Source organism: Streptomyces sp. SAI-127 (genome assembly GCF_029894425.1).
Classification (GTDB): domain Bacteria; phylum Actinomycetota; class Actinomycetes; order Streptomycetales; family Streptomycetaceae; genus Streptomyces.
In genome coordinates this window covers 5490334-5502429 of record NZ_JARXYJ010000001.1, presented here as the reverse complement: position 1 = coordinate 5502429, position 12096 = coordinate 5490334, and the positions used below count along the sequence as shown (strand labels likewise).

Sequence of the window (12096 nt, the reverse complement as noted above, 5' to 3'; positions counted from 1 at the left end):
CAACACGGTCGTTGCCTCAGAACTAACACAGTGGACGCGAGCAAATATGGACAAGCCCTCGGCCTATTAGTACCGGTCACCTCCACCCATTACTGGGCTTCCAGATCCGGCCTATCAACCCAGTCGTCTACTGGGAGCCTTAACCCCTCAAAGGGGGTGGGAATACTCATCTCGAAGCAGGCTTCCCGCTTAGATGCTTTCAGCGGTTATCCCTCCCGAACGTAGCCAACCAGCCATGCCCTTGGCAGAACAACTGGCACACCAGAGGTTCGTCCGTCCCGGTCCTCTCGTACTAGGGACAGCCCTTCTCAATATTCCTGCGCGCGCAGCGGATAGGGACCGAACTGTCTCACGACGTTCTAAACCCAGCTCGCGTACCGCTTTAATGGGCGAACAGCCCAACCCTTGGGACCGACTCCAGCCCCAGGATGCGACGAGCCGACATCGAGGTGCCAAACCATCCCGTCGATATGGACTCTTGGGGAAGATCAGCCTGTTATCCCCGGGGTACCTTTTATCCGTTGAGCGACGGCGCTTCCACAAGCCACCGCCGGATCACTAGTCCCGACTTTCGTCCCTGCTCGACCCGTCGGTCTCACAGTCAAGCTCCCTTGTGCACTTACACTCAACACCTGATTACCAACCAGGCTGAGGGAACCTTTGGGCGCCTCCGTTACTCTTTAGGAGGCAACCGCCCCAGTTAAACTACCCATCAGACACTGTCCCTGATCCGGATCACGGACCCAGGTTAGACATCCAGCACGACCAGACTGGTATTTCAACGACGACTCCACAACCACTGGCGTGGCCGCTTCAAAGTCTCCCAGCTATCCTACACAAGCCGAACCGAACACCAATATCAAACTGTAGTAAAGGTCCCGGGGTCTTTCCGTCCTGCTGCGCGAAACGAGCATCTTTACTCGTAGTGCAATTTCACCGGGCCTATGGTTGAGACAGTCGAGAAGTCGTTACGCCATTCGTGCAGGTCGGAACTTACCCGACAAGGAATTTCGCTACCTTAGGATGGTTATAGTTACCACCGCCGTTTACTGGCGCTTAAGTTCTCAGCTTCGCCACACCGAAATGTGACTAACCGGTCCCCTTAACGTTCCAGCACCGGGCAGGCGTCAGTCCGTATACATCGCCTTACGGCTTCGCACGGACCTGTGTTTTTAGTAAACAGTCGCTTCTCGCTGGTCTCTGCGGCCACCCCCAGCTCGAGGAGCAAGTCCTCTCACCAGTGATGGCCCCCCTTCTCCCGAAGTTACGGGGGCATTTTGCCGAGTTCCTTAACCATAGTTCACCCGAACGCCTCGGTATTCTCTACCTGACCACCTGAGTCGGTTTAGGGTACGGGCCGCCATGAAACTCGCTAGAGGCTTTTCTCGACAGCATAGGATCATCCACTTCACCACAATCGGCTCGGCATCAGGTCTCAGACTATTGCCAGGCGGATTTACCTACCTGACGTCCTACACCCTTACCCCGGGACAACCACCGCCCGGGCTGGACTACCTTCCTGCGTCACCCCATCACTCACCTACTACAAGTCTGGTTCGCCGGCTCCACCACTTTCCATTCCCCGAAGGGTCCGGAACGGCTTCACGGACTTAGCATCGCCTGGTTCGATGTTTGACGCTTCACAGCGGGTACCGGAATATCAACCGGTTATCCATCGACTACGCCTGTCGGCCTCGCCTTAGGTCCCGACTTACCCTGGGCAGATCAGCTTGACCCAGGAACCCTTAGTCAATCGGCGCACACGTTTCCCACGTGTGTATCGCTACTCATGCCTGCATTCTCACTCGTGAACCGTCCACCACTGCCTTCCGGCGCGGCTTCACCCGGCACACGACGCTCCCCTACCCATCCATACGGGCGTTGGCCCTATTGCATGAATGACACGACTTCGGCGGTACGCTTGAGCCCCGCTACATTGTCGGCGCGGAATCACTAGACCAGTGAGCTATTACGCACTCTTTCAAGGGTGGCTGCTTCTAAGCCAACCTCCTGGTTGTCTCTGCGACTCCACATCCTTTCCCACTTAGCGTACGCTTAGGGGCCTTAGTCGATGCTCTGGGCTGTTTCCCTCTCGACCATGGAGCTTATCCCCCACAGTCTCACTGCCGCGCTCTCACTTACCGGCATTCGGAGTTTGGCTAAGGTCAGTAACCCGGTAGGGCCCATCGCCTATCCAGTGCTCTACCTCCGGCAAGAAACACACGACGCTGCACCTAAATGCATTTCGGGGAGAACCAGCTATCACGGAGTTTGATTGGCCTTTCACCCCTAACCACAGGTCATCCCCCAGGTTTTCAACCCTGGTGGGTTCGGTCCTCCACGAAGTCTTACCTCCGCTTCAACCTGCCCATGGCTAGATCACTCCGCTTCGGGTCTTGAGCGTGCTACTCAAACGCCCTATTAGGACTCGCTTTCGCTACGGCTACCCCACCCGGGTTAACCTCGCAACACACCGCAAACTCGCAGGCTCATTCTTCAAAAGGCACGCAGTCACGAGACACCAAGCAAGCTTGATGTCCGACGCTCCCACGGCTTGTAGGCACACGGTTTCAGGTACTATTTCACTCCGCTCCCGCGGTACTTTTCACCATTCCCTCACGGTACTATCCGCTATCGGTCACCAGGGAATATTTAGGCTTAGCGGGTGGTCCCGCCAGATTCACACGGGATTTCTCGGGCCCCGTGCTACTTGGGTGTCTCTCAAACGAGCCGCTGATGTTTCGACTACGGGGGTCTTACCCTCTACGCCGGACCTTTCGCATGTCCTTCGCCTACATCAACGGTTTCTGACTCGTCTCACAGCCGGCAGACTGTGAAAGAGAGATCCCACAACCCCGAATGCGCAACCCCTGCCGGGTCTCACACGCATACGGTTTGGCCTCATCCGGTTTCGCTCGCCACTACTCCCGGAATCACGGTTGTTTTCTCTTCCTGCGGGTACTGAGATGTTTCACTTCCCCGCGTTCCCTCCACATACCCTATGTGTTCAGGTATGGGTGACAGCCCATGACGACTGCCGGGTTTCCCCATTCGGAAACCCCCGGATCAAAGCCTGGTTGACGACTCCCCGGGGACTATCGTGGCCTCCCACGTCCTTCATCGGTTCCTGGTGCCAAGGCATCCACCGTGCGCCCTTAAAAACTTGGCCACAGATGCTCGCGTCCACTGTGCAGTTCTCAAACAACGACCAGCCACCCATCACCCCGCCCTCACAGGCGAGTTCACTGGGGCCGGCATCGAGGGAAATCATTCCCTCAGACACCCAACAGCGTGCCCGACACCCTCGCCACTCGTGATCAGCTTTCCACGCCCCGAAGAGCAGTACTGGCAGCCCGAGATGACTGAAAGTGCCGAATAATCAACGTTCCACCCATGAGCAACCACCGCAGAACGTGTGCCTGCGTAGTGGCCTCTGACCTCACCCCGAGGGGATCGGTGAGAAGTGCTCCTTAGAAAGGAGGTGATCCAGCCGCACCTTCCGGTACGGCTACCTTGTTACGACTTCGTCCCAATCGCCAGTCCCACCTTCGACAGCTCCCTCCCACAAGGGGTTGGGCCACCGGCTTCGGGTGTTACCGACTTTCGTGACGTGACGGGCGGTGTGTACAAGGCCCGGGAACGTATTCACCGCAGCAATGCTGATCTGCGATTACTAGCAACTCCGACTTCATGGGGTCGAGTTGCAGACCCCAATCCGAACTGAGACAGGCTTTTTGAGATTCGCTCCACCTCACGGTATCGCAGCTCATTGTACCTGCCATTGTAGCACGTGTGCAGCCCAAGACATAAGGGGCATGATGACTTGACGTCGTCCCCACCTTCCTCCGAGTTGACCCCGGCGGTCTCCTGTGAGTCCCCATCACCCCGAAGGGCATGCTGGCAACACAGGACAAGGGTTGCGCTCGTTGCGGGACTTAACCCAACATCTCACGACACGAGCTGACGACAGCCATGCACCACCTGTACACCGACCACAAGGGGGGCACCATCTCTGATGCTTTCCGGCGTATGTCAAGCCTTGGTAAGGTTCTTCGCGTTGCGTCGAATTAAGCCACATGCTCCGCTGCTTGTGCGGGCCCCCGTCAATTCCTTTGAGTTTTAGCCTTGCGGCCGTACTCCCCAGGCGGGGAACTTAATGCGTTAGCTGCGGCACCGACGACGTGGAATGTCGCCAACACCTAGTTCCCACCGTTTACGGCGTGGACTACCAGGGTATCTAATCCTGTTCGCTCCCCACGCTTTCGCTCCTCAGCGTCAGTAATGGCCCAGAGATCCGCCTTCGCCACCGGTGTTCCTCCTGATATCTGCGCATTTCACCGCTACACCAGGAATTCCGATCTCCCCTACCACACTCTAGCTAGCCCGTATCGAATGCAGACCCGGGGTTAAGCCCCGGGCTTTCACACCCGACGTGACAAGCCGCCTACGAGCTCTTTACGCCCAATAATTCCGGACAACGCTTGCGCCCTACGTATTACCGCGGCTGCTGGCACGTAGTTAGCCGGCGCTTCTTCTGCAGGTACCGTCACTTTCGCTTCTTCCCTGCTGAAAGAGGTTTACAACCCGAAGGCCGTCATCCCTCACGCGGCGTCGCTGCATCAGGCTTTCGCCCATTGTGCAATATTCCCCACTGCTGCCTCCCGTAGGAGTCTGGGCCGTGTCTCAGTCCCAGTGTGGCCGGTCGCCCTCTCAGGCCGGCTACCCGTCGTCGCCTTGGTGAGCCATTACCTCACCAACAAGCTGATAGGCCGCGGGCTCATCCTTCACCGCCGGAGCTTTCAACCACCACAGATGCCTGCGGTAGTGGTATCCGGTATTAGACCCCGTTTCCAGGGCTTGTCCCAGAGTGAAGGGCAGATTGCCCACGTGTTACTCACCCGTTCGCCACTAATCCCCACCGAAGTGGTTCATCGTTCGACTTGCATGTGTTAAGCACGCCGCCAGCGTTCGTCCTGAGCCAGGATCAAACTCTCCGTGAATGTTTACCGGTAATCCGGTCGACACACACGAGAGCGGAGCGACCACCGGAATAAGGCGGTCGCTCACAGCGTCCTCGCTGTGTTTTTTCAAAGGAACCTCGCCCCAGCAGATGCTGGAGACGGGGTATCAACATATCTGGCGTTGATTTTTGGCACGCTGTTGAGTTCTCAAGGAACGGACGCTTCCTTTGTACTCACCCTCTCGGGCTTTCCTCCGGGCTTTTCCCTTCGGTCTTGCGTTTCCGACTCTATCAGACCGTTTCCGGTTCCGATTTCCTCGGTGCTTTCCAGGTTCCCGCTCTCGCGTTTCCCTTTCCGGCGGTTCCGACTCTATCAGATCCTTTCGGGCCTGATTCCCAGTCAGCGGGGCTTGCCTTCCCGGCCCTTGGGCCGTTCCGACGTCTCAAACCTTAGCGGACTCTCGCTGCGGTCCCAAATCGAGGGCCGCACCCAATCGAATTGAATTCGGGCACACCGAATTCATCCCGAGTGGGAGATCGTTCTGATGGTTTGAGTGGCCGCCTGCGCGGCTGAGGCGCTACCACAGAACCGTTACGGCTCCGTGGCAACCCGAAGAACTTTACGGATCCGGCAAGTGGCTGTCAAGCACCCTCTGTCAAGATCTTTTAGTCGAGGTCACTGAGCCGCCCACCGGCGTCCGGCTGTGCGTGCTCCACCCTACGCAGGAGCCGGGTGAGGACGTCCCCGAGGGTATTGCGCTCCTCGGCGGACAGGTCCTGGAGCAGGTCCTCCTCGAAGACCGTGGCCAGTCGCATCGCCTCCAGCCACTTCTCGCGGCCTTCGGCGGTCAGCTCCACGATCACGCGGACGCGGTTGGTCTCGTCCCGCTCCCGGGTCACCAGACCCTCGGCAAGCATGCGGTCGATGCGGTGGGTCATGGCGGCCGGCGTGAGGCCGAGGCGCTTGGCGAGCTCGCTGGGACCCATCCGATAGGGGGCACCGGAGAGCACGAGGGCCTTGAGGACCTCCCACTCGGCGTTGCTGATGCCGAGATCTGCGGTCTGACGGCCGTAAGCGACGTTCATGCGGCGGTTCAGACGGGAGAGCGCCGAGACGATCTGCTCGACCTGGGGGTCGAGGTCCTGGAACTCGCGCTGGTAGGCGGCGATCTGCTCTTCGAGCGTCGGCTCGGGGACGCCAGGAGTCTCGGCCATGGCCGCAGTATGGCACGCGCCTCCTTTGCCTTGAAGTCCTTCATTATGTACTCTTTAGCTTCGAACTTTAGCTTTGAAGTCTTCACTCCTAACTAGTGAGAGAGGTGAACGTGACCAGGGCGATGGGCGCAGCGATGCGCCGGATCCACGTGGGCAACGCACTCAGCGCGTTCGGGCTCGGTTTCACCGTGCCCTACCTGTACGTCTATGTGGCGCAGGTGCGCGGGCTGGGGGCCATGACGGCGGGGCTGGTCCTCGCAGTCTTCGCCGTGGCGGCACTGATCGTGCTGCCGTTCGCCGGACGGGCCATCGTCCGCCGGGGCCCGCTTCCGGTGCTGCTCGTCGCCCTGATCACGGCCGCGCTCGGGGCGCTGAGTCTCGGACTCGCGGGCCAAGCGGCGACGGTGCTGCTGTCGGCGGCCGCGCTCGGGGCCGGTCAGGCCGTCATGCAGCCGGCGCTGGCGACGATGATCGTGGACTGCTCCACCTCGGAGACGCGGTCCCGGGCCTTCGCGACGCAGTTCTTCCTGCAGAACCTCGGCCTCGGCGTCGGGGGTCTCATCGGCGGGCATCTCGTCGACACGTCGAGCGCCACGTCCTTCACCATGCTGTTCGCGATCGAGGCTGCGGTGTTCCTGCTGCTGGTGGTCGTGATGGCGACTCTGCGCCTGCCGCACGCGCCCCGCATCGAGGGCGCGCCGACCAGGTCCGCCAAAGGCAGCTGGAAGCAGCTGCTCGGCAACCGCGCCATGGTGCAGCTGTGCGTGCTGGGCTTCGTGTTGTTCTTCGCCTGCTACGGACAGTTCGAGTCCGGGCTGAGCGCTTACGGCGTCGAGGCCGCCCGCATCTCCCCCTCCGCGATGGGGACGGCTCTGGCCGCCAACACCGCGATGATCGTGGTGGCGCAGTTCGCCGTGCTGAAGTTCGTGGAGCGGCGGAGGCGGTCACGGGTGATCGCCGCGGTCGGGATCATCTGGTCCGTGGCGTGGATCGTGGCGGGCTACGCGGGCCTCGGGCATGGCAGCCGGGAGATGGCCACGGCCGCCTTCGTCTCGACGTACGCCTTGTTCGGGCTGGGCGAGGCGATGCTGTCGCCGACGGTGGCCCCCCTGGTCGCCGATCTGGCGCCGGAGGGAATGGCGGGCCAGTACAACTCCGCCTTCGCCTTGGTGAAGCAGCTCGCCCTGGCGGTGGGCCCGGCGGTCGGTGGCCCGATGGGTGCCTCCCTGCATGCGCCGTACATCGTGACGTTCCTGCTGTTCTCGCTGGGGATCACCTACCTGGCCGTCCGGCTGGGCAGGCAGCTGACCCCCGTACAGAACCAGCCGTCACTGCGGAAGAGCCGAGTGGTGGCCCAGGGTGGAGCGACGTCGAAGTCCGTGGCCGCCTAGCCGCAACCCCCTGGGGGCGCGGGGAACAACGTGACCCGCGCTATCCCTTCGGCAGCACGAACTCGCACCAGACCGCCTTTCCGCCCCCCGGTGTCCTCCGAGACCCCCAGTTCGACGCGATGGTCGCCACGATGGCGATTCCCCGGCCGGACTCGTCTCCGGGTTCCGCCCGCCGGCGCCGGGGCAGATGGTCGTCCCCGTCCGTCACCTCGACGATCAGGCGCCGGTCGGTTCGGCGGAGCCGCAACCGCATGGGCGGGGTTCCGTGCTGCAGGGAGTTGGCGACCAGCTCGCTCGCCGCGAGCACGCCCAGATCATGCAGCTCCACCGGGAACCGCCAACTCGTCAGCACGCCGGAGGCGAACGCACGCGCGCGTGGGGCCGCCTCGACTCCGCCCAGCAGTTCCAACGCGGCGTTGCGGAAGAGATCGCCGTCGGGGCCCGTGTGGGCGGGGTGCTGGAGGACCATGACGGCCACGTCGTCGTCGTGTTCAGCGGTGACGCCGGCCGAGCGGACCAGGCGGTCGCAGATCACCTGGGGGCTGCCGGTCGCGCCGGCGAGGGCGCGCTCGAGTGCGGCGATGCCCTCGTCCAGGTCCTCGTCACGGCGTTCGACCAGGCCGTCCGTGTAGAGCACCGCCGTGGATCCGGGGCCGAGCGGGATGGAGCCCGAGGCGTGCATCCAGCCGCCGGTGCCCAGCGGCGGGCCGGTGGGTTCGTCGGCGCGCAGGACGACGCCGCTCTCGTCGCGGACCAGGATGGGCAGGTGACCGGCCGAGGCGTAGACCAGCTTGCCCTCGTTCGGGTCGTGGATGGCGTACGCGCACGTGGCGATCTGGTTGGCGTCGATCTCCATGGCGAGGCCGTCCAGGAGCTGGAGGATCTCGTGCGGGGGCAGGTCAAGGCGGGCGTACGCCCTGACGGCCGTGCGGAGCTGGCCCATGACCGCTGCCGCGCGGACCCCTCGGCCCATGACGTCGCCGATGACCAGGGCCGTGCGGCCGCCGCCGAGGGTGATGACGTCGTACCAGTCGCCGCCGACCGCGGCCTCCGTGCCGCCGGGCAGGTAGGTGGCGGCGATGCGCAGGTCGTCCGGTTCTTCGAGCTCCTGGGGGAGCAGGCTGCGCTGGAGGGTCACGGCGGTCTCGCGCTGGCGGCGTTCGCTGGCCCGGAGGCGCTCGGCGGCCTCGGCGTGGTCGGTGACGTCGGTCGCGAATACGAGGACACCGCTGCCACCGCCACCACCCCCGTGTCCTTCCGTCACCGGGGTGCAGGTGAAGGTGTAGGAGCGGCCGTCGGGGGCCTTGCGGGACTTGACGGTGCGGGGCTTGCCGCTGCGCAGGACCTGGTCGAGAAGCGGAAGGAGGCCGATCTCGTCGAGCTCCGGGAGGGCCCGGCGGGCCGGTTCGCCCGTGGGGCGCAGGCCGAAGGCGACCACATAGGCGTCGTTGACGTAGGCGAGGCGGTGGTCGGGGCCGTGGACGAGGGCGACGAGGGCGGGGACACGGTCGAGGACCTCGCGTACGGGGAGTTCGTCGACGGCGGGGGCCGGCACGGTCAGTTGTTCGGCGCGGGCCGCGGGGACGGCGCCCTCGCTCAGGCGGTCCTCGGTGACCAAATCGTCGGTCCGCGCTGCGGCGCGGCGCTGCGTTCCGGGGAGGCGGGCGCTCCAGCGCGTGAAGTTCACGAATCCTTGCCTCGTGTCGTCGTCTTCGGCGTCTTCGGGCCGGCTCCGGGCCCGGCCGGTGGGCTGGGGACGGCAGCCCGGGGGTGCAGCACGGTGGGAAACCTCTTGGTTCGAGGGGCGGGCGGCTGCCCGTCCGAAGTCGGGCACCAGTCTGGCAGGTGACCGACCGGGTCGACATTCGTCAGACGCCGGGGCGGTCCGTGGAGTTCCTCGGTCCGGTCAGGACGACCCCTTCGGGTCGTTCGTCGGGTCGTGAGGATGCTTTCCACCGGCCGCGAGTTCGAACTCCGCTCGGGGATGTTCGAGTGAACCGAGCGAGACGATCTCCCTCTTGAAGAGCCCCGACAGGGTCCATTCGGCCAGGACGCGGGCCTTGCGGTTGAAGGTGGGGACCCTGCTGAGGTGGTAGACGCGGTGCATGAACCAGGCAGGGTAGCCCTTCAGCTTGCGTCCGTAGACGTACGCGACACCTTTGTGGAGGCCCAGGGAGGCCACCGAGCCGACGTACTTGTGGGAGTACGTCTCCAGGGGCTCGCCCCGGAGAGCGTGCGCGATGTTGTCGCCGAGGACCCTGGCCTGGCGGACGGCGTGCTGGGCGTTGGGGGCCGTCTCCTTGCCGGGCTCCTCGGCGGTGAGGTCGGGGACGGCGGCCGCGTCTCCGGCCGCCCACGCGTGCGTGGTGCCGTCGACGGTGAGCTGGGGGGTGCATTTCAACCGCCCTCGCTCGTTGAGCGGGAGGTCGGTGGCGGCCAGCAGCGGGCTGGGTTTTACGCCGGCCGTCCACACGACCGTACGGGTGGGAAAGCGGTTGCCGTCGCTGAGGACGGCGACGCGGTCGACGCAGGACTCCAGGCGGGTGTTCAGGCGTACGTCGATGTTGCGGCGGCGCAGTTCGCTGACCGTGTAGCGGCCCATCTCCTCGCCGACCTCGGGAAGGATGCGGTCGGAGGCCTCGACGAGGATCCACTTCATGTCCTCGGGAAGGACGTTGTGGTAGTAGCGGGCGGTGTAGCGGGCCATGTCCTCCAGCTCGCCGAGTGCCTCCACGCCCGCGTAGCCGCCGCCGACGAAGACGAAGGTGAGAGCCGCGTCGCGGATCGCGGGGTCGCGGGTGGAGGAGGCGATGTCCATCTGCTCGATGACGTGGTTGCGCAGGCCGATGGCCTCCTCGACCGTCTTGAATCCGATGCCGTGGTCCGCGAGTCCGGGGATCGGCAGCGGGCGCGCGACCGAACCCGGGGCGAGGACGAGTTCGTCGTACGACAGCTGCTCGCCGCCCGTCCGCTCCTCCTCGGTGGCGAGGGTGGCGACGGAGGCCGTGCGCTTGGCGTGGTCGATCGCGGTGGCCTCGCCGACGACGACACGGCAGCGGTCGAGGACGCGGCGCAGTGGTACGACGACATGGCGCGGGGAGATGGATCCCGCGGCCGCTTCGGGCAGGAACGGCTGATAGGTCATGTACGGGTCGGGCGTGACGATCGTGATCTCGACCTCACCCCGGTCGAGTTCCCGTTTCAGCTTCCGCTGCAGACGCAGAGCCGTGTACATCCCGACGTAGCCACCGCCGACAACCAGAATGCGCGCACGTTCCTTCACCATCCCATGACGCACCCGTCGCTTGAGTTTGTCCACAGCCTCGACAAATTGTGTGACCGGAGTTCATCGGCGCGCCGGGTTGGCCGTATCTCCGGAGCGCGCGGAAGGTCCGCAGGTCAATGGGTGTGCGCCGGGCGGGCGGACGGGGTGCAATCGGGGCGTTTGCCACCCGTACTCCGATCGGGGGGCGCTCCGTGCGGAACCTGCCCCTTCTGAATTGACCCCCACTCAACTATGTTCGTGTGTCGACGGGGTGTAGGGGGATGCGCTCCGGGTCCGCGACGGGCGGACTCGCGAAACGGGCTTGTTCCGCACGCTCCGGCTTTCGATGGCGGGGAGAGTCTCCGGGGGGAGACGTCATTACCGGGGGATCATTTATGCACATTCAGGACTCTCATTGGTCTACCGCGTCCGCCATCGCACCCGGTGGCGGGGCGATGGGCGGCGCGATGGGTTCGGCGATGAGCGCGGCGGGCAGCGGACGTGACGGATCGCGTTCGGCCCCGCTGCGCGTGGACGCACAGCGCAACCTGGAACACGTACTGCGCGCGGCGCGCGAGGTCTTCGGCGAGCTGGGCTACGGCGCGCCGATGGAGGACGTGGCGCGGCGCGCCAGGGTCGGTGTCGGCACCGTGTACCGGCGCTTTCCGAGCAAGGACGTCCTGGTCCGGCGGATAGCCGAGGAGGAGACCTCCCGGCTGACCGACCAGGCGCGGGCGGCGCTCGGCCAGGAGGACGAACCGTGGTCGGCGCTGTCGCGTTTCCTGCGCACGTCGGTCGCGTCCGGTGCCGGGCGGCTGCTGCCGCCCCAGGTGCTGCGGGTCGGGGTCGCCGACGAGGGCACCGACGGCTACGACGGGACGCGGGTGCCGCAGCAGCGGACGACTCCGGGCTCCGGCGAGCTGCGGCTGGTGCCGGAGGAGGCCCCGATGGTCTCCGCCGACGACGACGCCGGGGCGGCGGCGCTGCTGGAGGTCGTGGGCCAGCTCGTGGACCGCGCGCGTGCGGCCGGTGAGCTGCGGACGGACGTGTCGGTCTCGGACGTCCTGCTGGTGATCGCGACCGCGGCGCCCTCGCTGCCGGACGCGGCGCATCAGGCGGCCGCCTCTGCGCGGCTGCTGGACATCCTGCTGGAGGGGTTGCGGTCCCGGCCGATGTGACTCGAAAGGGTGACAGCGGGGTGCGGTCGTTTGACGTCCGCACCCCGGAACATTCCGGCGCTTTCCGGGCGGGCGAGCCAACTCCTG

Annotated in this window: 5 protein-coding genes and 2 rRNA genes; 2 read left to right on the top strand and 5 right to left on the bottom strand. The window is 64.4% G+C overall.

Annotated features, from left to right (window positions below):
* Positions 1-46: 46 nt before the first annotated feature.
* The 3 genes from M2157_RS25180 to M2157_RS25170 form a co-directional block, all read right to left on the bottom strand.
* A 23S ribosomal RNA gene (locus M2157_RS25180) occupies positions 47-3169 on the bottom strand.
* A 305-nt stretch (positions 3170-3474) separates the two neighbouring features.
* Positions 3475-5000 (bottom strand): 16S ribosomal RNA (locus M2157_RS25175).
* Together the 16S and 23S rRNA genes form the textbook arrangement of a ribosomal RNA operon.
* 626 nt (positions 5001-5626) lie before the next feature.
* A complete protein-coding gene (locus tag M2157_RS25170) occupies positions 5627-6175 on the bottom strand; it encodes a MarR family transcriptional regulator (RefSeq protein WP_266517189.1) in 549 nt (182 codons plus the stop codon).
* A 122-nt stretch (positions 6176-6297) separates the two neighbouring features.
* Between M2157_RS25170 and M2157_RS25165 the strand changes: the two genes are divergently transcribed.
* The gene (locus tag M2157_RS25165; RefSeq protein WP_280868267.1) at positions 6298-7566 is read left to right on the top strand and encodes an MFS transporter; all 1269 of its coding nucleotides are present in this window, start codon (positions 6298-6300) and stop codon (positions 7564-7566) included.
* Positions 7567-7606: 40 nt separating this feature from the next.
* Here M2157_RS25165 and M2157_RS25160 read toward each other — a convergent pair whose 3' ends face one another.
* Both M2157_RS25160 and M2157_RS25155 read right to left on the bottom strand, forming a co-directional pair.
* Positions 7607-9253 carry a SpoIIE family protein phosphatase gene (locus M2157_RS25160; protein ID WP_280858592.1) on the bottom strand — a complete coding sequence of 549 codons (1647 nt, stop codon included), beginning with the start codon at positions 9251-9253 and terminating at the stop codon, positions 7607-7609.
* 219 nt (positions 9254-9472) lie between these two features.
* A complete protein-coding gene (locus M2157_RS25155) occupies positions 9473-10852 on the bottom strand; it encodes an NAD(P)/FAD-dependent oxidoreductase (RefSeq protein ID WP_280866264.1) in 1380 nt (459 codons plus the stop codon).
* Between the two features lie 374 nt (positions 10853-11226).
* Between M2157_RS25155 and M2157_RS25150 the strand changes: the two genes are divergently transcribed.
* Positions 11227-12009, top strand: a complete 783-nt coding sequence (locus M2157_RS25150; RefSeq protein ID WP_280858594.1) for a helix-turn-helix domain-containing protein — start codon at positions 11227-11229, stop codon at positions 12007-12009.
* The last annotated feature ends 87 nt before the right edge of the window (positions 12010-12096 follow it).

Excerpts from the sequence above, each read along its gene's own strand:
- M2157_RS25165 (WP_280868267.1), top strand. The coding sequence starts at position 6,298 with ATGGGCGCAGCGATGCGCCGGATCCACGTGGGCAACGCACTCAGCGCG.
- M2157_RS25155 (WP_280866264.1), bottom strand. The coding sequence starts at position 10,852 with ATGGTGAAGGAACGTGCGCGCATTCTGGTTGTCGGCGGTGGCTACGTC.
- M2157_RS25170 (WP_266517189.1), bottom strand. The coding sequence starts at position 6,175 with ATGGCCGAGACTCCTGGCGTCCCCGAGCCGACGCTCGAAGAGCAGATC.
- M2157_RS25150 (WP_280858594.1), top strand. The coding sequence starts at position 11,227 with ATGCACATTCAGGACTCTCATTGGTCTACCGCGTCCGCCATCGCACCC.